Raw genomic sequence first — 20,975 nt, 5'->3', positions numbered from 1 at the left:
AACGTCAGTACAACCGTCTCTGCATTTGGTACAAAGATCATAAATTGAGCATTACCAGAAAAGCCAGCGGCTATTCATGATAATCATCACCGCTGTACCTGTTCCGGTAAGCAGCCTAACCCCAGGGCCTGTTGACGTTTCGTTGCGTGCTCAGCGCAACGAAACGTCAACAGGCCCTACAACAGCAGGAAAAGTTAACCATCATGTGTGATCAACACTTCGATCTGGATCAATATCTGGAAGAACTGAAGCCACTGATTAACGTCGATTGTGGTACCTGGACCCCCGCTGGTGTCAGCAAGGTTGCTGATATCATGACGGAGAAATATCTGGGCATAGGCTGGCAGGTTACCCGTCATACCTTTGATGAGAAAGTAGGCCCGGGCCTGCTGGCGACCAATAAGCCGGAAGCCGAAGCATACGACATCATGCTGATCGGACATCTGGACACCGTTTTCCCGGAAGGCACCGTGGCCGAATGGTCTCTGACCCACGATGGCGAAAAAGCCTATGGCCCGGGGGTTGCTGATATGAAATCCGGCCAGCTCAATATGTTCAGGGCCATCAGCCAGCTGCCAGATGATGTCGCTGATCGCCTGAGCATCTGTGTCTGCATGAATCCGGATGAAGAGATCGGCTCAATCTACTCCGGCGACTGGCTCAAAAGCATCGCCAGCAAGAGCCGTTATGTGCTGGTGGCTGAAGCAGCCCGTGCGGATGGTTCACTGGTTAAAGCCCGTAAAGGCATGGCATCTTACCAGGTCGAGTTCAGAGGCAAGGCAGCTCATGCTGGCAACGAACCTGAAAAAGGTATTTCTGCCATTACCGAACTGGCACACTGGATCACCACACTGAACCGGGAAACCAACGTTGACATTGGTACCACCCTGAACTTCGGTGTTGTTACGGGTGGCTCTGCCGGTAATGTAGTACCTGACTATGCGTCCACTGTCCTGGATATCCGCTTCTGGGATAACGATGACTATGAACGCCTGGAAAAAAAGATCCAGCAGATGCAGGAAGCCCCTTCACTGTGTGGCATTGAAATCAAGCTGACCCGCGAAGCCCACAAACCGGCCTTTACCCCGAATGAAGGCAGTGAAAAACTGATGGCCCTGATTGAAAGGACCGGTCAGGATATGGGACTGAATATTACCTGGCAGGCCGTCGGTGGCGGTTCTGATGCCAACCTGACAGGCTCGCTGGGTGTGCCCACGATTGATGGACTGGGCCCTATTGGCGGTGCCATGCACAGCCGTAACGAGTTTCTGCTACTGGACTCTATCGAGCCCCGGCTGACACTGCTGCGCAATGTGCTGATCAACCTGGCAGAAACCATTGACTGAATAAAAGCAAGATAATGAAACCAGGGCTCATCAATAACCGGTGAGCTCACAAAATAAATAATAAAAAAGCTTTCATATAGGAAGCACATAAAAACAAAACCCTTCAACTCGCTCTCTTTTTAAACATATTCCTTTACTCATCTTGACGCAAATCAACATAAAAAAAGGATTCGTAAGTATTATGGGCTGCGAAATATTTTCAATTTATAACAGGCCATCAAAATAGCATGAAAATGAAATCTGTAATTCAGTCTATTGGTTACAGCGTTCTCGCTGGACTGACTGCCATGACTATGGCCTCCAGTGCCAGTGCTGCCAACGTCAGCTTGAACACCAGCTATGAGGTAGGTGACTACGGTAGCGGAGACCCTTATAACTATGCCGGGCCTCGTATTGATTTAACCCTGAATCCGGACGGCTCCAACTGGTATTTTGACCTGGGGGTGCTTAAGCGTAATCACGACAGTGGCCAGACCTACAGCCGAACCGATCTGGGAGCCAGTTACCGCTACCGTTTTGCCAATGGCTGGGTACAGACTGGCGTTAAAGTACGCCGTGACGAGACACTCTACAATGCTGCTTCTGCCGGTCGTCTGCTCAATGACCAGTACGGTATTGATTTGAACCATATCCTGGCCTTGGGGGGCAATTGGGGCTTATGGGGGGACTGGTCTTTCAGTATGACCAAAGAGACCAACGAGTCAGCAAAAGGCGGCAAACTGGAAACCATGCGCAGCGACGGTTATGGCTGGGAAATTGAGCAGGGTGTTCGTTATTACCTCTCAAACTTCGCTCATATGACCGTATCTCTCTATGACACGGGGGTTCTTCAGGATAAGGGGGAAATGTGGGGTACCGGTGGCAGTAGAGGCAGTACCCAGATCCGTGGTTACTACAGCCATCGTTTTGCTAATGGCCTGATTATTCAACCTTACGTTCGCATACCGGTGGGGTATGGTCACCGGGATAAATGGTATGAAAGCGCAGCAGACCAGGAAAGCAAAACCACCCGTTATGCCCTGCAGATGAACTACCCGATCACCGATGCCATTCGCGTCAACGGTGAGTACTACATCGAACACAGCAAATACACCCCGGAGTCCAAGAAAGACGATGGCCACAGCCAGTACTTCCGCCTTGGCCTGAACTTCATTTTCTGACGCTCCGCAAAGGACCGGTTTAAACACATTTAAAGATTGGGAAATTATTATGTCGTCCAATGCTGTCTTTACGAAAAGTTTGCTGGCTGTTGCAGTAGCCATGGGGTCTACAGTTTTTTCTGCAGGAGCCATCGCCGTTGAAGTTTGTCCGGAAGGAACGGTTTGCTCAACGATCACACCAGGAACCGGAAATTTAACTAACACGAACAATATTCTGGTTGCCAACGGTAATGGCATCACTTATCAAGGCGTGACATCTGGTCATTTATACAGCCGTGGAGATATTACCGTTTCTGGTGCCGGGTCTTACGGCATCTATCTTGCCGCAGACGCCACCACCGGCAACCTGAATATAGAGTAAGGCTCAAGCATCATCAGCGAAGATGATACGGCTATCAAAATTGATGGAAAGTTTGCACACACCAGCGAAACAAACAACAACTACGGCGTATTTATCAAAGACGGAAGTATCGTCAGTGGCAAAGTGAATGCAATCGACTTTGAAAATGCACTCAACGCTGTTCGTATTGATGTCAATGGTACTGTTAAAGGAAATATCATCGGCAATAGCGATAAAGTCCAAGGCGGTAAAATCAACTTCGCTTATGGCGGTGATAAAACCGCCACCTTTGATGGCTACCTCATCAGTAATGCCGGTGCCATTGAGAACCATGGCGAGTTGAGCATTGTCGGTAAAGACAGCACCACTCAATTTATCGTTGGCGACAACACCAACCTTAACGGCCCCCTGCTGGATATCGACGGTAAAGCAACCTTTGGAACAAACAGCACCGTAGGCATGCGCTACACCGGCACGGATATCAACAATATTATTGGCAAGCAAATCACATTGCTGGAAGCCAATGAAATTGCCAATCCAAATAATGTCAACATTGACAAAAAGTTCCAGGAATCCCTGTTCCCCTTACTGAGAAGCGATAGCTGGATCTCTTCCACAACCGGCGTAAATGGTGGCGTTGAGGGCAACAGCATCGTTGTTGAAGTAGGCGTAACCACCGATTCCGAAGCCAGCACAGCTGCCTTTATGGATCAGGTACGCCAAGGCGGCGGCAGCGCACAAGACCAGGCCGCTTCTGAATATATTGTCTCGACAGCTCTCGATAATTACAGTGGCAGCGCACAGGCTGACCAGGCGATGCGGACCAGCGCATCATCGGCAACAGCGGGCCAGCTGGTCGCTCTGCTGGCCAGTACCGGTACTGATGCCCAACTATCAGCCGCACTGAGCGATGAACTCACCCCGGATGCCGAAGGTGGCGAAATCCGCTCTGCCCTGGCCATGGTTCAGCAAATGGAACGCAATCTGGATGTCCGCACGAACTACTTGCGTAACCAAAGCTACCTGCGCAACAGCCATGACGGCTGGAACCTGTGGTTAAACGGTATCTACAGCGATGCCCAGCTGAAAAACGCAGCGGAAAGCAACGGCTATGACCTGAGCATGATGGGTACCTCCGTAGGTCTGGACCGGGTATTTGATGACAACAAGCTGTTCGGTGTTTCCGGTGCTATCGCCTATTCCGATGTAGAAATTGCTGGCAGCAAAAACACCAAGGATGTTCAGTCTTACCAGTTCATGAGCTACGCCGGCTGGTTTAACGACCGGTTCTTTGTGGACGGTAACTTTAATGTGGGCTTCCACAATAACAGCAGTACCCGTTATGTGGGTGCCAGCACCGGCTATCAGGGTAACCAGAAGGCAGAAGCTGACTATAGCAGCCACCAGATCGGCTACCGCATTACTGCCGGTACCAGAATGGACTTCAATAAGGTCATGATTCAGCCGCAGGTGTCCTATGGCTACCAGTGGATCCGCGTGGAGGACTATGCAGAAAACGGTTCTCCGGCAGCACTTAAGTACGACCGGAAGACTTATGTTGCCAATGAGTTCGGTATCGGTGCCATTGCCTCCCAGAGCTTACGCACTGAACACGGCACTTTAACACCATCCCTGACCATGATGGCCTATCGCGATCTCAGTAATGATGAAGTCATTCAGGAAAGTGCCGGCCTGGTGAGCGATACCCTGGATGGACGTTTCATTATGACCGGTGACAGTGTCGGTGATAACAGCTTCTTTACACGACTGGGTGCGGATATGGAGCTGCTCAATGGCGTTAACGTCGGCGGTGGTCTGGCCTTCTACAGCCGTGGCGACTACGAAGACATCGCCCTGTCTGCCAATGCCAACTGGCGCTTCTGATACTTCCGATACCACCTGCCAGCCCGAACCTTTCCGGGCTGGCCCTCCGACAGAATAATTGGCGTACGACATCAATGAAAACACCAGGAAAACTGAAACAACTTTCAGTTGCTGTAGCCATGGTGCTGGGGGTCAGTGCAGTCCATGCACTGGAAATCGCCAGGCCCGTTCCAGAAACTGAAAAAGCGGCACCGTTTAATGTTATGCAATCAAAGATCATCGCGTTTACCGATGATCAGGTTCCTGACTATGTACACGCCGGCTCCGGCTCTGCATTGTCCATCAGTGACAAACGTTATGTGATTGGCGATCAATCCCTGCGCTGGGACTGGAAGAGCGGTTCCACCATGACCGTTATTGACCCGATCCGGCTGGTGACCGATAATGAGGCCTGGAAAACCTGGGGACGCCGGGCAACCCAGGTGCTCTCCTTCTGGGTCTACAATGAAAAACCCGTAGACGATGTGATGATTGTTGACCTGGGCCGTGGCCTGAACGGCCATATGCCCGCCGATGCCGGTTTTGAGGTGAATATGAACTTCTCCGGCTGGCGTACTGTGGGTGTCTCCCTGCAGAACGATATCCAGGGTCGGGAGATGGAAGGTCTGGGCATCATCGACCGGGGTGATGACGAAGGCCTGGGATTGATCTCTCAGCCCGGCGGTATCAAGCCCGATATGGACAGCATTCGCTTCACCGCCCCCAGCGGTGTGGATGCGGGTACGTTCTATATTGACCGAATCATGCTCTCGGTAGACGACGCCCGTTACCAATGGTCTGACGACCATGTAAAAACACGAATTACGGTGCCAGAAATTGATTTCGCACTGCCGGATCAGCTTCCTGAACCGACGGCAGAGGAGCTTGCCGGGGTCAGGGCGATACACCAGGCGCTGACGCAGGTTTTTGCCAGCGAAGCCAATGAAACCGGACTGAAAAAAGTCAACGACCAGGATCAGCTGCGTCAGATGTTTGCCGACCTGAACATTGAAAAAGACGAGGATGGCACACTGCGTGGCCGGCACATTCTCAGCGCCTTCCAGCGTGTTATTTATCAGCAGGAACATCTGACGCCTGACGATAAGGCGCTGGTGGATGAATACGTTCTTCTCGCCGATTATTCGTCGTTGATGCTCAATATTGCCAGACAATGGAATAGCCTTGAGCCCGGGGTAGAGAAGGATGAATTCAAGGCCATGTATCTGAGCATGGTCGAGCATTTAATGGACCAGGGATTTGCTGACGGCAGTGGCCTGGTCACAACGCACCACTGGGGATACGGCTCCCGCTGGTGGTACATCTCGGCCATGATGATGTCGGATATTCTGGAAGAAGCGGGCTATCGCAAGGCGATATACGATGCGCTGGTCTGGTACTCCCGTGAATTTGCTGCCAGCTTCAGTATGGATACCGGCAAAGAAAGCTCCAACCTGGACTACTACAACACACTGGCTCGCCAGCACCTGGCTCTGTTGCTTCTCAACCCTGATCCGGTGGAACGCGTTGCCTTGATGAAAAAATTCGGCAACTTCTTTAACCTGTCGCTGGCACAGACCCCTCCGGGTTATTACGATGGTTTACGTCCGGACGGTACTGCCTGGCGTCATGATGGCAACTACCCTGGCTACTCCTTCCCTGCCTTTAACGGTGCTGCCCAGGTGGTTTACATGCTGAAGGACTCACCGTTTGCCGTCAGCGCTGACGGACGGGCTAACCTGAAGCGGGCCATGATGGCCGCATGGAACTACTCAAACCCATCGATTGGCCTGGGCCTGGCCGGGCGTCATCCGTTCCGTCCATACGGCGTGAAGGATTTCAGCGAATCCTTCAAGTGGCTGGCATTGACCGGGAACCCTGAAACCGGTGACACCCTGGATGAAGAGCTGGCATCGACCTACCTGCAGGTCACTGGTCGTGCAGCTGCAGAAAGCCAGGCTATTTTTGGCAGACAGCTTGAGCCAATGCCATTGCCAGAAGGCCACTGGACTTATAACGGCGGCGCCTTTGGTATTCACCGTTACAACGACAAGATGGTGACGCTGAAGGCTTATAACAAAGATGTCTGGTCTTCCGAAATCTATTACCGGGATAACCGCTACGGTCGTTATCAGAGCCATGGTGCGGTCCAGATCAAACCCTTCGGTGATCAGACTGAGTACGGTTTTGCCCAGGAAGGCTGGGACTGGAATCGTAACCCGGGCGCTACTACTATTCACCTGCCACTGGATCAGTTAAATAGCCCGATTACCCACACCTTAATGCTGCGTGGCAGTGAATCCTTCAGCGGCAGCTCGAACCTGGAAGGCCAGTACGGCCTGTTTGCCTTCAAACACAAGGCACCAGGTCATCTGGATCGGTTCGATGGTTCATTTGTGGCCAGGAAATCGACTATGGCCATTGACAACCGGTTGATTATGCTAGGCAGCGATATCAGCAACCGGACCTCTAAGTACCCGACAGAAACCACGTTGTTCCAACACGGTATCGCAGAGAAATCCGCAGATCTCTGGGTCAATGGCAAAAAAGTTGAGCAGTTACCGTTCTCAGCCACCCTGAAGGCTGGCGACTGGCTGATTGATGGCCATGACAATGGTTACTATGTCATCAAGGGTGATGAGGTGAACGTACGACGTCAGCATCAGACATCCCGTCATGACAAAACCATGAAACCGACAGAAGGCGATTTCTCCGTTGCCTGGATTGACCATGGCAAGGCACCCGGTGATGCCGGTTATGAGTACCTGGTACTGATGGATACCACACCGGAAGCGATGGCCAGACTGGCTGACGATATGAAAGCTGGCAAGAAACCTTACGACGTGCTGCGTAAAGATGCCAATGCCCATGTCATTAAAGACAATGCCACCCAGGTAACCGGCTATGTTGCCTTTAGTGGAGGAAGCTTTAACGAGGGTGTGGTCAGCAGCATCAGCCGTGAGGCCATGGTCATGACTCGTCCGATTTCTGATACGGAAATGACCATCAGTGCGGTCACTACTGACCTTGGACTGACCAAGGAAACCATGCCAGCAACCCTGGATATTGCAGTGACCATCAAAGGTGCCTGGAAGGCGGCTGAAATGAACGACAAGGTGAAGGTTGCCACCAGCGGTGACAGCACCAGCCTGGTCTTCAGCAGTTACTTTGGTATTCCTGCAGAGGTCAAACTGATCAAAGTCCGGTAAGGCTCGGTAAGAAAAGTGAACACAAGTGCTGTCTGTGACTATTTTACCGACAGCATTGTAAAAACACTGACCAATATCAATACCTTTTCGCAAGTTTTGATCAATGATTACACTATATTCGAAAGTTGGAATTACGAAATGAAACAGGCACTTGTTATTTTCTTTGCTGGTATGCTGACCCTGCTGACTGGTTGCGCAAGCAATAGCGGTACTGTCGATCAATCAGTCATCTTGCACGATGACGGTATGATGAGCAGCGATTAACCCATATAATGGCATCAGAGAACTTCTCTGGTGTCATAACTCCCCTCCTTTCTGTTCACACGCCATAAAAACCTCACCTGATTGCACGACGACTGCATTGGTCAGAAAACCCCGGCTATCATAGCATCGCTTCTGGAAGAGCAGGATTGGTCAGAGTTTGCAGCACTTTACAAGAACACTGGTCGCGCCCGCCCTATGCACCTCGCTGCAGGGTCGGATTGATTCTCTATGGCATTATGCAGGGCACTACCTCTTTGCGGGCAATGGAGCGGCTGGCACGAATGGATCTCGGCTGCATGTGGGTCAGCGGTGGAATATTCCCCGACCATGCTAATGTCGGCCGCTTTATTAACCGCCACGCCGAGCAACTGACTGGCTCTTTCTTCCTGATAATGAGGCTTTAGCGACAACCTCGGAACCGTGGGAACGAGGTAATATTACCACGCTATGACTCGCGGGCGGTAACGTAGGTGAGGCCCGCCCCGGCGTCGATCAGGGCTTTCAGGCACTCAGTGTTACCGTTACAGGCAGCGATGTACACCGGGGTGGCGCCGGAAGTCCGGGCGGCGTTGGGGTTTGCCTTGGCGTCGATCAGGACTTTCAGGCACTCAGTGCGACCCTCCTGGGCAGCGATGTACATCGGGGTGGCGCCGGAAGTCCGGGCGGCGTTGGGGTCCGCCCCGGCGTCGATCAGGGCTTTCAGGCACTCAGTGTGACCGTTACAGGCAGCGATGAACGCCGGGGTGGTGCCGTCGGAAGTCAGGGCTGCGTTGAGGTCCGCCTTGGCCTCGATCAGAGCTTTCAGGCACTCAGTGTGACCCTCTTGGGCAGCGATGTACACCGGGGTGGCGCCGTCGGAAGTCCGGGCGGCGTTGGGGTCCGCCTTGGCGTCGATCAGGACTTTCAGGCACTCAGTGTAACCCATCTGGACAGCGATGAACACCGGGGTGGCGCCGTCGGAAGTCAGGGCGGCGTTGGGGTCCGCCTTGGCGTCGATCAGGACTTTCAGGCACTCAGGGTGACCGTTCTGGGTAGCGATGAACGCCGGGGTGATGCCGTCGAAAGGTAGGGCGGCGTTGGGGTCCGCCCCGGCGTCAATCAGGGCTTTCAGGCACTCAGGGTGACCGTTCTGGGCAGCGATGAACGTCGGGGTGCCGCCGTCGGAAGTCTGGGCGGCGTTGGGGTCCGCCCCGGCGTCGAGCAGGACTCTCAGGCACTCAGTGTGACCGTTCTCGGCAGCGATGAGCGCCGGGGTGGCGCCGTCGGAAGTCAGGGCGGCGTTGGGGTCCGCCTTGGCGTCGATCAGGGCTTTCAGGCACTCAGTGTGACCCTCCCGGGCAGCGATGAACGCCGGGGTGGCGCCGTCGGAAGTCAGGGCGGCGTTGGGGTCCGCCCCGGCGTGGATCAGGGCTTTCAGGAACTCGGTGTGACCGTTCTGGACAGCGATGAGCAAAAGATGAGTATGCTCGCCGGACACGGCAGACCGGAACGTCTGGTGGACAATCCCTGGATCAAGTACCAACAATCTCTGCAATGCCTTGAGATCACCTGTACGGGCGGCCTGCAAAGGCAAGGGTTCACAGTAAGGGGAATCTTCATAGAGGCGAGCACCCGTCTCACGTACCAGAGGCAACGCCTCTTGCCGACATAACGCACAACTCCGTGTGGCGACACCCTTCTTTTGCTGTTCGTCGAACCACCTGGAAACACAGCTAAGATCGTAGCGATGGCCGCAGTGGGTTTTGACAACCGTGGGTGCCACAGTACGATCATGAAAAGCCTCAAAACAAATAACACAGGTATTATGCTCTTTAGGCGCATTCGTATCTGCAGGAATGTGAAAAGGTGATCCGCAAACAGTATCCATACTCAAAAAACCAGTATTAATAAATTAGTAATACAGATTGGACTGAAAAAAGGAACAATAGTTCAATAAAACTAACCACCTTCTTCTATGCCGTAACGGGTGGCATCTTCTGTGCAGAAATGATGAACGGCCATACGCACCTCTTACTCATTGAAGTGATCTACTCTTGGGTGGTATGGCAGGCGGCGAGTATTTCCGCTTTTCGGTGATCAGCCTGGGAGCCTGTCGGACTTAAGCGTCCGTAGCGAGGATTGCGAGAAATTGAGGATAAAAATTTCTGATGTCCGGCAGGTCAACAGCCAAGGCTACTCAATAAGCCCGGGAACCCCGAGCGGCCAAGGGCACAATGGGTTTACGGTGGAGCGCCTTGTGATCACTGTTCCCTTCGAAGCCAATGCACAACCAGTAAGACTGGCTGTCGAATCAGGCGTTTCAAAGTAGACGACGCAAGGGGTGCGTTGAAAACAGTCATGGAACATATTGAAAAAGGCTTACGCCAATAAGATCATAAAACGCCATTACCAGTGGCTGAGTCACTGCCGGTCTGGCTTACTTAATTGATGATAAATTTCAGCGGCCAGAAGGTGCATTTCCGGCATGATTTGCAACATCAGCTGTAACTGTTGCAGTAGCAAACGACATTCAGGCCGCTCCTCCTCCAGCCACTCATCGATGGTATCCGGTCCAGAAAGGCTCCCATGAGGCTGGACATTGCTCGCCATCAACTGCTGCTCCAACAACCGTAAATGTTGATCGATAGCTTGATATTGTGCCAGCAGCTCTTCCTGAAAAGCGTTGCCATCCAACAGCATCCGGTGTGCACCCAATGTTGAGATATAACTCAGCAATGCATGGGAAAGGGTCAGGAAACGAAAGCTTTCCTCTTTTGCCCGCTGATAACGGCCAGGCTCAGTCAGCATATTCATAATGGCGGAATTAAGCCGGGCATCCATATCGTGCGCATGGCGACGGGACAAACGATAAGCCAGGGTATCCCGTTTACCCGTCTGATACTGCTCCATGACCTGGGCCAGGTACGCTCTGTGCCTGGCTATGGACAACGCCATAATCCGGTTCAGACGCCTGGATTCCCAGTCAGGCAGAATAAACATAACCGCAGTGACGGCCAGCAGGCAGCCAAGGAGAGTATCCGCCAGGCGGGGCATCATCACAGCAAAGCCCAATCCCTGCTGATTAAAACAAAACAACACCAGCAAGGTGATAAAGGCTGTTGCCAGATCATAGCGTACCGTGCGAAATGCAAAAAACAGAATGCCACTGATCACCATCAGGACCAGTTGACCTTCTTGTCCCGGAAAAAGGTACAAAAGCGGTATGCCGGTCAGAAGGCCGGCAAGGGTTCCAACGACCCGCTGGGTCAGTTTCTGCCTTGTTGCGCTGTAGCTGGGCTGGCAGACAAACAGGATGGTCAGCAGAACCCAGTAACCGGGCTGAAGATTGAACAACAGAATCAGCCCATAGCCCAGTGTTAGTGATGTTGCCAGACGAAGACCATGTCGGAATAAAGGACTATCCAGACGACACTCATTCCAGATACAGAGCAGGTGAGCCTTGATTCCCCTGGGGTTGGAATCAGCCAATACGCTTTCGTCTTCTGATATTGCTGAGCCCGGCTTTCCTACAGATGATATTTGAAAGTCTACTGTCGTCAGGTTTTTCAGCAGATATTCCAGCTGAACCAACAAAGATCGCCACCGAGGATTGCCCTGTTGCTGCAGATATTCCAGCGACTGCCGGAGCTCATCAAGAACCGCTTCATTGTCGCTATCGTGCAGATAATCCCGCCCCGAGGCCAGGGAGTGGGCTATGGCACGGCATGCTCTGGCCTGAACTCGCAACACTTTCTGAAAGCGAAAAAGAATATCACTGCGGGAAAAGTGATCTGCCAGATCCTGATACCGATAATGTGAGGAACTCACCCGCTCATGGATATCCTGGGCAAGAAAGTATATTTTCAGGAAAGGCTGCTCCCTTACACTGACCTGTCGGCGAACTCTCCGGAGCAAAGAGGCCTTGGCCTGGTTCAGGGCATTAACGACACTGGCGTTTTTTTTGGCCACCGCCAAACGCAGAGGCTGAGGGTTCATATTGGCGACGGGATCAAACAACTGACTTTTACTGTCAAGATAACCTGCCAGCTCTTTGAATACATTGGCCAGGGATTGCTGCACCGGCCGGTCAGGCCAGAGGATATGCCAGAGCAGGGACAGCACACCATACCAGAGCGCACCACCGAGAAGCAGCACCGGCTGTGTCCAGAGGCTGGGGCTGTTCCCCGCACCAAGCATGGTGTAAACCGCCAGCAACAGTGAGGCAAAGGCCATACTGCTATACCTTGGCCCCATGGCACCGAGCATGGTAAATCCAAAGGTTGAACAGAAAAGCCCGGCAGCAAAAAGTAATGGATAACCAAATAGCAGCTCAATGGACAGTGATGCCAGCAGAAAACAGGCAAGCATCATGATCAGCGCTTTAATTCTTCCCCAGAGATTGTCATCCACTTCAGCCAGGGCAGCGGCAATAATGCCCAGCACCATGGGCGTAATGTCATCAGGAGATCCCCGGTACCAGGCGGGCAGGGTAACGCCCGCCAGGGCAAAAAAGACTTTGACACTGTAATTAATTCGGTCGTTTGCCCAGTAATTGCGAAATGGTTGAAAAATATCAGGAGAGAGCATGATGGAGAGCTGATTGCCGGGCTAATGGTCTAAAAGCTTATGAGCATACCCGAAAAAAGCGGAGAGACTAAGTGGCGATGGACGCAATTCCAGAGGAACCACTTCCTGAAACCGGTTTAATGGCACTTCATTGACCCGGCATTAAAGAAAAAAACGGGAAAAACCACTCAGCGCCCCAGTCAAAAAAAAGATAAAACACCAAATACAAATCAAAAAAACAAACATAATAGTGGAATAAGCCATCCATTTGCAGACGAATGAAATAACTAATTAGCAAAAAAAAGAAATTAACCCTATTTTGCTATAGCTCTATGTTTTTTTATTGACTGTACCGTGGTTTTACCAGAAATTAGCGCTGCAACGCCAGTTCCGTGCTCTTGTAGACCAGCCCCTGTGAACGATGGTTTGCAGATGGAGGAACGGTTGTTTGCTATTTGTCTTGACCGGCATTCAGAGCAGGCAGAGATGGAAGAGTATCCAGAATTCGAAGAAGAGTTTGAAAAATCGGCCAGAGCTAAAAAGCGTTATCGCACCCGCCAGGCTGACTATGAAAAAAAACGGTCGAAAGCGGAGCTTCACCTTGAACGCAAACGGCTGCGGGAATTACTCGGAGACGAGCACCTGGTCTTTGACCACTGGTAAAATGACTCCCGTTACTGATCAGGATCCCTCTCTACCCAAGGGCTGCAGTTTGTCAGCCCGCTTTGATTTACAGTGCTGTTTACAGCCGATTACCCGGATCCCTTTTGTGACGATAGAATAAGCAGCCATGAGCAGAAAATCTCGCTCATCGCAGACCATAAAATGGCTACAACACCAGAAATAGCCGTATGCTCATAGCAAAAGACGAGTACTACTTTTTAACACGGTTTTACGAATCAGCCGATCTCCGTATATTCAGTAAAAATCGCTCTGGTAAGCCATACTTTTTCTCAGCTTTTTATTATTAATCAGTAATGAACCAGGTTTTCAGCCAGGGCGCAGAATGACCTTTTATCAGGAATCCCCCAATGCGAATTGCGCTACTTTCACGTAACGAGCGGTTGTACTCATCCCGCCGCATTATTGAGGCTGCAGAAGCCAGAGGTCATACGATCGATGTTATTGATATTTTGAGTTGCTATATGAATATCAATGACAAACACCCCAGTATTCATATGAAAGGGGTTGAGCTGCCTAACTATGATGCGGTGATTCCGCGCATTGGTGCCTCCAATACCTTTTACGGAACAGCGGTTCTTCGCCAGTTTGAAATGATGAACTGTTACTCACTGAATGAGTCCCTGGCCATTGCCCGCTCCCGCGACAAGCTACGCTCCATGCAACTGTTATCCCGTAAAGGGGTTGGCTTGCCGGTTACCGGTTTTGCCAGTGGTCCGGGCGATATTCCTGACCTGATCGATATGGTTGGTGGTGCTCCTTTGGTGATCAAATTGCTGGAAGGCACCCAAGGAATTGGTGTCGTCCTGGCAGAAACCCGGAAAGCGGCAGAAAGTGTTCTGGAAGCTTTTATGGGCCTGAAAGCCAATATTATGGTTCAGGAATACATCAAAGAGGCCGGGGGGGCCGACATTCGCTGTTTTGTTATCGGCGACAAAGTCATCGCCGCAATGAAACGTCAGGCACCTGAAGGGGAATTCCGCTCCAACATTCACCGTGGTGGCAGCGCCAGCCTGGTGAAACTGACGAAAGATGAACGTGCTACCGCGGTAAAAGCCGCAAAAGCCATGGGTCTGAGGCTGGCAGGGGTGGATATTCTTCGCTCCAACCGCGGCCCGTTGGTAATGGAGGTCAACTCATCTCCCGGACTGGAAGGTATTGAGCGGGCAACGGCCAACGATGTCGCTAACTGCATTATCGAATACATTGAGAATCACTATCACCGCACCCGTAACACGCGGATTACCGGATAACATCATTTCACCAACCCACCATCACTCTGATTAAAAAAACACCCGAGTGATGCTTTCAATCCCGGCCACTTCCTTTCAGGCTTGATGGTCGGGGCTGGAGTTCTCCATGGAAAGAGCACAACCCCTAGAGCTATTTGGCCATACCATCCAGCCGGGTACACGACAGAAAGTTAATATACCGGTGGTCAAACTCTACACCGATACGCCCATTGATCTTCGTATGGAGGTTATTCACGGTCGCAAAAAAGGCCCATGTCTTTTAGTGACGGCGGCCATTCATGGTGATGAGCTCAATGGCGTAGAAATCTGCCGCCAGATCCTCGGCCATAAAAACCTGTCCAGAATCCATGGCACCCTGATTGTCATTCCTGTTGTTAACCAGCTCGGATTCATCCAGCAAATCCGCTACCTGCCGGATCGCAGGGACCTGAACCGTTGTTTCCCGGGGTCCAGCAAAGGATCTCTCGGCGGAAGGCTTGCCAACCTGATTACGACGGGGGTTTTTCCACACGTTGACTATGCCCTGGACCTCCACACCGGAGCCATTCACAGAACCAACCTGCCACAGCTGAGAACGGACCTGACCAACGAGAAATGTATTGCCCTGGCCAGGGCATTTGGTGCGCCGGTGATCCTCCACTCATCCCTGAGAGATGGTTCCTTCCGTTATGCCGCCAATGAGTACGACATTCCGGCACTGGTTTATGAAGCGGGCGAAGCGTTACGACTGGAACAGGCTTCCATCAAGCTGGGCCTGAAAGGCGTCATGCGGGTAATGCGTCACCTGAATATGCTGCCCAGGAAACCCCTGAAAACACCGGCTATTCAGCCATGGGAGTGCAACCAGAGCCAATGGCTGAGAAGTTCAAGGGACGGGTTGGTGTTACTTCATATCAAACAGGGTCATCTGGTAAAAGAAGGAAACACAATGATGACCATTGTGAACCCGTTTGACGCCAGTGACAGTGAAAGCATCACCGCACCGTTTGATGGTGTTGTTATCGGCCTTAGCCAGCTGCCACTGGCCAACGAAGGCGATGCACTGGTCCATCTTGCCAAAGTCAGCAGTACCCTGGCAGATACCGAGTATGATCAGGAAGTGATTGAAGAAGTGCTTGATCTGGGCGTTGCCCAGCTGCCAGTGCCTGAAAATCAAGATTAACGGTGAACGACCAGGGAGTGTCAATTGTCAACGCTCTCTGGTGCCGCTTCACTTTGATTCGAGTTAACTCTCATTGAGTCTGTTTATCCGCAGGTTGCCCGACGGATAGACATGCAAAGGGTAAAAGGCTCCCGGTTAAACGGATACCGCCGCTTTTATATGTGGGTGGGCTTGATAATCCACCAGCTCAAAATCATCACCGGTAAATGCAAACAGATCACGAATTGCCGGGTTTAACTTCATCTGAGGCCGCTGATAAGGTGTTCGGCTTAACTGCTCTTCTGCCTGTTCAAGATGATTGGCGTACAAGTGTGCATCGCCAAAGGTATGAACAAAGTCACCGGGTTCCAGGTCGCAGACCTGGGCAATCATCAAGGTCAACAACGCATAGGAAGCAATATTAAAAGGTACCCCCAGGAAAATATCGGCGCTGCGTTGATACAGCTGGCAGGACAACTTGCCATCCAGTACATAGAACTGAAAGAGGCAGTGACAGGGTGGTAACGCCTGACGCCCCATAGCGGCATTTTCCTTTGGCGAGTGGGCAACATCCGGAAGTACCGATGGATTCCAGGCGCTGATGACCATTCGTCTTGAGTCCGGGTTGGTTTTGATCTCATTCAAAAGCCACTGAATCTGGTCCACCACTTCACCATTGGCTCCCTCCCAGCTGCGCCACTGTTTGCCATAAACCGGGCCAAGATCACCGTCGTCGGTTGCCCACTCATTCCAGATCCGGACACCATTTTCCTGCAGGTAGCCGATATTGGTATCCCCTTTGAGAAACCACAATAATTCATGAATGATGGAACGCAGGTGACACTTTTTGGTGGTCACCAGTGGAAAGCCTTCACAAAGAGCAAAGCGCATCTGATAGCCAAATACACTGTAGGTACCCGTGCCGGTCCGATCCGCTTTGAAAGTGCCATGGTCTTTCACATGCCGCAGGAGGTCCAGATATTCTTTCATCGTTTTTTCGATCCACGCTTTGTCTGCTTCTGCTTCTGCTTCTGCTTCTGCTTCTGCTTCTGCTCTGTGCTGTTCTTCAGCTCTTGGCAGTTTACTCTGGCCTTTGCCAGCCAGGCAGCATCATCACTGTTCATACCACTAACCAATGGATGGTGACGATATCCCCAAACCATAAACACGATACCCATAACAACCATAGGCAACGATAACAACTGCCCCATGGTTAGCCAGTCAAAGGCAATAAAGCCAAGCTGGGCATCCGGCTCCCGCACAAACTCAACAGAGAATCTTGCCAGCCCATAGATCAGCAGGAACAGTCCGGAAACAGACATTCTCGGTCTGGGCTTTGATGAAAACCACCAAAGCAGGCCAAACAGCACAAGCCCTTCCAGAAAGAACTGATAAAGCTGGGAAGGGTGTCTTGCCATCTGGCCGGGATCGGTGGGAAAAACCATGGCCCATGGCACATCGGAGGCCCTGCCCCAAAGCTCGCCACCAATAAAGTTACCTATTCGACCAAGGCCCAGCCCCAATGGCACCAGCGGGGCAAGAAAGTCGGTTATCTGAAAGAAGCTTTTGCCCTGAGAACGGCCATAAAGCCACATGGCCAACAGAACTCCAAGAAGGCCACCGTGAAAGGACATGCCGCCATCCCACACTTTGAATAACCAGAGCGGGTCTCTGACAAAATAGTCAAAGTGATAGAAGAGGACATATCCGACTCGTCCACCCAGGATAACCCCGATAGCACCATAAAAAATCAGGTCACTGACCTGTTCCGGACGCCATAATCCACCGGATCTCCGGGCGCGAATACCACCAAGCCAGAGTGCCAGGGCAAAGCCAATAAGGTACATCAGGCCATACCAGTGCACACTTAAGGGGCCAAGGCTAAAAGCCACAGGATCTATCTCGGGATACGCAATCACAAAACACTTCCGATCAGTATAATACTGGCCAAGTGTACCAAGGTAGCTGGCTATTGAGCCAGCCAGAAGCAGAATAAATTAAAGCCAAAATAGCTGATAGCAGGCAGCGGTTCGTAGTCTGTTCGTATCACCAATCTGTATCTTGGGTAACCGGTCTTTCTGGTAGCTTTCTATTAAATGAGAGCAGTTCTTCTTTTTTTGCCAAGAGGTTTTTAGCTTCCTGTTTAACATCCTCCGTACCGTGTTTCAGCGCATAATCAAGACGCTCCCATGAATCCTTCAGTGTGTAGTAACTCAATTTGTATTCTCTATCTTCAGAAAAATCGGCTTTGAAACGCTCTACGGCTGCTTTCGACTTTTTCTGAAAATGCTTTCCAAGGTTACTGCGGAGTTCAACGACTTGCTGTTTAAGATCCTCGCTTCCAAGCTGTTCTGCAATATTCAGATGCTTGTTTGCCTCGCGCAGCAAAAAGGGGTCAATGGTATCCTTTTTATAAGTCTTTTTAGCTAAAAAATAGTGGCACTCAGCAAGGAATGGCTGGCCGCTTTGATTTTCCAGTTCCGTTGCTTTTTTCAAGTAATGCAATGCATCATGAATACTGCCGGTAAATCTGCTACCTTGCGGAGGTAGAGCCTTATGCTTATTAAGCAAACCTTGCCCCAATGCTAAATACAAGGATGACTGGGCCTGTTTGACAAATTCATCTTTCCATTCTGACTCAGGTATTGAATCCAGCACACTGAAACAGGTTTTTTGTGAAGAAGGTGCCAGGGTTATTTTATTAGCGAGCATTTCTATAAAGGGCTCACGCGCAGCTGTGATACCTGTTTTACAAGCGATGAATAACGATGCGAAGGTCTGCTCAAAATGATGGTCGTGATGACCGGTTAAATGAGTTTTCAAGTTTAACCCCAGTAAGCAGTGTACTTCACCACGAAGCGTTCTGAATTCCGCAGTTGGATTTTGCCGTTTTTTGTCCAGCAAAACCGCTAACTGTTGCAGTTCAGTGATTTTTTCACCTGGCACAATACCATCTGTGGAGCATTGAAGAATGTCCTGAAATCGCCTTTGTAGTGATGACAGTGTTGATTTCTCATCCTGGTAACCGGCTAGCTGCCTGACGGTTTGTAATTGTGATGCTTCTGGTATCGCGGTTACGTTGCATTTGGAACAGGAAAATGCAGAGTTTTCGTTAATATTTTCGACAATACATTGGGGATGGAACAGGTGTTTTTCATTACAAATATTGACGGATACCCCCCGGTATTGAAAACGGAAATTCTCCCTGGGAACCGGAGGCGGGTCTGTCAAATCACCATTGCACAATCCGCAGATGTCATGATCAGCAAGTTGTTCGATGCTTGCTTCAGAGAATGTAACTGTTGTTGGCAACTTGCTTAATGAAGCATCCATGAAAAAAACACCTATGGGCCTGTCTGAAAAGCCACCATAAACTCTGATTAAATGAACTCTGATTAAGAGAGTGATTGAGAGAGTTATGCCCCTGCAATTAGATTGACTTTGACTAAAAAAGTTCAGTGGTATGTTATGTATCCAAACTTTACTGTCAAAATGGTGCAACTATCCTCTCTGATATCTCTCTGATTCCTGGATCAGATTGCTGTGATCCTTGTGCCCATCTTTATTTTGGCCATTTTTATGGCCATCTATAGTCAGCCCAATTTTTCACAATGGGTTACATCGTCTATGCTCGAAACGCCCACGGGAGAACAACAGAACCTGGCGAACTGGACAGGATCGCCATGAATATTTGCTTCGCACCGAGGTTACATATTTTTGCTACCACACAGTATTGATGGGAGATAGATATGCCCGGGTTGAAACTTGATTGTATCGTGACCCCAGCAGGTAATAAGGTTACCGTAGCCAAGCAGAGCATTTGTGACAAAGAGCTTATGAAGGTGCTGTCAGCCAAGGCAGCCTGCTCAGAGTGTAGTATTTATTTTTTGCGGGGTGCAAAAGTTACCACTTGCGGTCATCGGGTTTGCGGCCTGTGCTGGATTAATAATGAGGAACGTTGTCCCAATCGCCGGTGTGGCGATGACAAGAAACTGGAATACTACGATATTTCCGGCATTGATGAGATCGGAAGATTGTTGGTGAACTGTCCGAAGAGAGGCTGTGCTGAAATACTCCCCTATGTAGAAACTGATTCACATATAGCGTCTCATTACGTACCAGAACCCGTTCAGGAAAATATACCGGTGTCTGATGAATTTCTGGACTATCAATTTCTGGACTATCTGTTGGCGTGATCTTGATGACAAGCGTCCCTGACACTGTTGACTTTATGGCCAATCGGCTTGCCAGGGTCTCTATTTATCGAGCCGGGATACTCGCGGTCTGGCTGAGTCAATGAAGGGAGTTTGACGGGCAGGAAATCAGGTTTATCATGTGCAGTTTCGAATATTTTTTCTGTTCTTTGCTTGTTGTATATCTATGTCATTACTGAAAAAAGCAATGGCGTCGCTGTCCATCGGCGCCGCAAAAGTGGATGCCGTGCTTGAGCAGCCAGAGCTGATTCCCGGCAAACGGGTCGATTTTACCATTCGGGTGAAAGGGGGTGCTGCTGAACAGCAGATTGATAACATCTACCTCAATATCTGCTGTCAGTACTTTGCAGAGCTGGAAAAGCGCAAGGGGGGAGATGAAGGTACCGTCACTGAAAAGGTCAAGCAGACCTGCTCACTGAGCCAGTGGTCATTACCAGAAACCTTTATGATTGCGCCGGATGAAGAGCGAATATTCAATGCCAGTTTTATTTTGCCCTATAACACGCCCATCAGTCTGGGAGAGGGTAAGGTATGGCTGGAAACCGGGCTGGATATTCAGTTTGCCATTGATCCGTCGGATACGGATTTGCTGGTGGTCAGGCCCGATGCTTTGATGGCCGGTCTGTTTGATGGTCTCACCAAAGCAGGTTTGCAGCTGCGTCAGGCTGAGTGTGAAGCAGCCAGGGGCTTTGCACTGCCTTTTGTTCAGGAGTTTGAATTTGTTCCGGTATCAGGGCCGTTTCTTGGGCGCTGGCGGGAGCTGGAAATCGTTGCCTGGCGTGATGAGCAACAGCTTAAGCTCTGGTTTGAAGTCGACCGTCAACAACGGGGTTTAAGCGGCATGCTCTCCGGGCTGCTGGGCAGAGGGGAGTTGAAGCGGCATCTTGAAATTGCAGCAGATTCTGCACCGGAGTCAGTGGTTGAACAAGTGCTGACTTTTCTTGATCAAACGACCTGACGAG

The 20,975-nt window shown here is 50.8% G+C and carries 18 protein-coding genes and 1 pseudogene; 13 read left to right on the top strand and 6 right to left on the bottom strand.

Annotation, left to right across the window (positions count from 1 at the left end; genetic code table 11):
* Positions 1-146: 146 nt before the first annotated feature.
* The 3 genes from MJO57_RS23950 to MJO57_RS23940 all read left to right on the top strand — a co-directional run bounded on the left by MJO57_RS23950 (position 147) and on the right by MJO57_RS23940 (position 2,867).
* Positions 147-1,346 (top strand): M20 family metallopeptidase, encoded by a 1,200-nt coding sequence (locus MJO57_RS23950; protein WP_252019285.1) that lies wholly within the window; start codon positions 147-149, stop codon positions 1,344-1,346.
* Positions 1,347-1,579: 233 nt separating this feature from the next.
* The gene (locus tag MJO57_RS23945) at positions 1,580-2,506 is read left to right on the top strand and encodes a hypothetical protein (RefSeq protein WP_252019284.1); all 927 of its coding nucleotides are present in this window, start codon (positions 1,580-1,582) and stop codon (positions 2,504-2,506) included.
* Between the two features lie 79 nt (positions 2,507-2,585).
* Positions 2,586-2,867 (top strand): hypothetical protein, encoded by a 282-nt coding sequence (locus tag MJO57_RS23940; RefSeq protein ID WP_252019283.1) that lies wholly within the window; start codon positions 2,586-2,588, stop codon positions 2,865-2,867.
* 3 nt (positions 2,868-2,870) lie between these two features.
* Here the strand turns inward: MJO57_RS23940 and MJO57_RS23935 are convergent, their stop codons facing one another.
* A complete protein-coding gene (locus MJO57_RS23935; protein WP_252019282.1) occupies positions 2,871-3,350 on the bottom strand; it encodes a hypothetical protein in 480 nt (159 codons plus the stop codon).
* Here MJO57_RS23935 and MJO57_RS23930 point away from each other — a divergent pair.
* From MJO57_RS23930 to MJO57_RS23915, 4 genes are all read left to right on the top strand, one after another.
* Entirely contained in the window at positions 3,306-4,730 is a 1,425-nt protein-coding gene (locus tag MJO57_RS23930; RefSeq protein ID WP_252019281.1) for an autotransporter outer membrane beta-barrel domain-containing protein, read from the top strand. The two genes, MJO57_RS23935 and MJO57_RS23930, sit on opposite strands and share 45 nt — an antisense overlap.
* 74 nt (positions 4,731-4,804) lie before the next feature.
* Complete coding sequence (locus MJO57_RS23925; protein ID WP_252019280.1) at positions 4,805-7,915, top strand: chondroitinase family polysaccharide lyase; 3,111 nt, start codon at positions 4,805-4,807, stop codon at positions 7,913-7,915.
* Between the two features lie 15 nt (positions 7,916-7,930).
* Positions 7,931-8,179: a hypothetical protein gene (locus MJO57_RS23920; protein ID WP_252019279.1), complete on the top strand. Its 249-nt coding sequence runs from the start codon at positions 7,931-7,933 to the stop codon at positions 8,177-8,179.
* 218 nt (positions 8,180-8,397) lie between these two features.
* Positions 8,398-8,583, top strand: a complete 186-nt coding sequence (locus MJO57_RS23915; RefSeq protein ID WP_252019278.1) for a transposase — start codon at positions 8,398-8,400, stop codon at positions 8,581-8,583.
* 41 nt (positions 8,584-8,624) lie between these two features.
* Here the strand turns inward: MJO57_RS23915 and MJO57_RS23910 are convergent, their stop codons facing one another.
* Positions 8,625-10,046 carry an ankyrin repeat domain-containing protein gene (locus tag MJO57_RS23910; RefSeq protein WP_371924677.1) on the bottom strand — a complete coding sequence of 474 codons (1,422 nt, stop codon included), beginning with the start codon at positions 10,044-10,046 and terminating at the stop codon, positions 8,625-8,627.
* Positions 10,047-10,339: 293 nt separating this feature from the next.
* On the opposite strand from MJO57_RS23910, the pseudogene MJO57_RS33440 reads away from it, so the two are divergent.
* A pseudogene (locus MJO57_RS33440) lies at positions 10,340-10,549 on the top strand (hypothetical protein); the annotation flags it as partial.
* 30 nt (positions 10,550-10,579) lie between these two features.
* Here MJO57_RS33440 and yccS read toward each other — a convergent pair.
* A complete protein-coding gene (gene yccS / locus MJO57_RS23905; protein ID WP_252019276.1) occupies positions 10,580-12,745 on the bottom strand; it encodes a YccS family putative transporter in 2,166 nt (721 codons plus the stop codon).
* Between the two features lie 393 nt (positions 12,746-13,138).
* Here yccS and MJO57_RS23900 point away from each other — a divergent pair, with 393 nt between their 5' ends.
* From MJO57_RS23900 to MJO57_RS23890, 3 genes are all read left to right on the top strand, one after another.
* Positions 13,139-13,387 carry a hypothetical protein gene (locus tag MJO57_RS23900; RefSeq protein WP_252019275.1) on the top strand — a complete coding sequence of 83 codons (249 nt, stop codon included), beginning with the start codon at positions 13,139-13,141 and terminating at the stop codon, positions 13,385-13,387.
* Between the two features lie 368 nt (positions 13,388-13,755).
* Positions 13,756-14,658 (top strand): 30S ribosomal protein S6--L-glutamate ligase, encoded by a 903-nt coding sequence (gene rimK / locus MJO57_RS23895; RefSeq protein WP_252019274.1) that lies wholly within the window; start codon positions 13,756-13,758, stop codon positions 14,656-14,658.
* A 106-nt stretch (positions 14,659-14,764) separates the two neighbouring features.
* Complete coding sequence (locus tag MJO57_RS23890) at positions 14,765-15,820, top strand: succinylglutamate desuccinylase/aspartoacylase family protein (protein WP_252019273.1); 1,056 nt, start codon at positions 14,765-14,767, stop codon at positions 15,818-15,820.
* Positions 15,821-15,955: 135 nt separating this feature from the next.
* On the opposite strand, the gene MJO57_RS23885 is transcribed toward MJO57_RS23890, so the two are convergent.
* From MJO57_RS23885 to MJO57_RS23875, 3 genes are all read right to left on the bottom strand, one after another.
* The gene (locus MJO57_RS23885; RefSeq protein ID WP_252019272.1) at positions 15,956-16,789 is read right to left on the bottom strand and encodes a thymidylate synthase; all 834 of its coding nucleotides are present in this window, start codon (positions 16,787-16,789) and stop codon (positions 15,956-15,958) included.
* Positions 16,786-17,718, bottom strand: coding sequence for a prolipoprotein diacylglyceryl transferase (gene lgt, locus MJO57_RS23880; protein ID WP_371924676.1), 933 nt, complete (start codon positions 17,716-17,718; stop codon positions 16,786-16,788). Before lgt ends, MJO57_RS23885 begins: the two co-directional genes overlap by 4 nt.
* Before the next feature lie 127 nt (positions 17,719-17,845).
* Positions 17,846-19,132 (bottom strand): hypothetical protein, encoded by a 1,287-nt coding sequence (locus MJO57_RS23875; protein ID WP_252019271.1) that lies wholly within the window; start codon positions 19,130-19,132, stop codon positions 17,846-17,848.
* Positions 19,133-19,575: 443 nt separating this feature from the next.
* Here MJO57_RS23875 and MJO57_RS23870 point away from each other — a divergent pair, with 443 nt between their 5' ends.
* Complete coding sequence (locus MJO57_RS23870; RefSeq protein ID WP_252019269.1) at positions 19,576-19,995, top strand: hypothetical protein; 420 nt, start codon at positions 19,576-19,578, stop codon at positions 19,993-19,995.
* Positions 19,996-20,179: 184 nt separating this feature from the next.
* Positions 20,180-20,971 (top strand): sporulation protein, encoded by a 792-nt coding sequence (locus MJO57_RS23865; RefSeq protein ID WP_252019267.1) that lies wholly within the window; start codon positions 20,180-20,182, stop codon positions 20,969-20,971.
* The last annotated feature ends 4 nt before the right edge of the window (positions 20,972-20,975 follow it).

It is taken from the genome of Endozoicomonas sp. SCSIO W0465, from assembly GCF_023716865.1.
GTDB lineage: Bacteria > Pseudomonadota > Gammaproteobacteria > Pseudomonadales > Endozoicomonadaceae > Endozoicomonas.
This window is presented reverse-complemented; position numbering and strand designations above follow the sequence as displayed.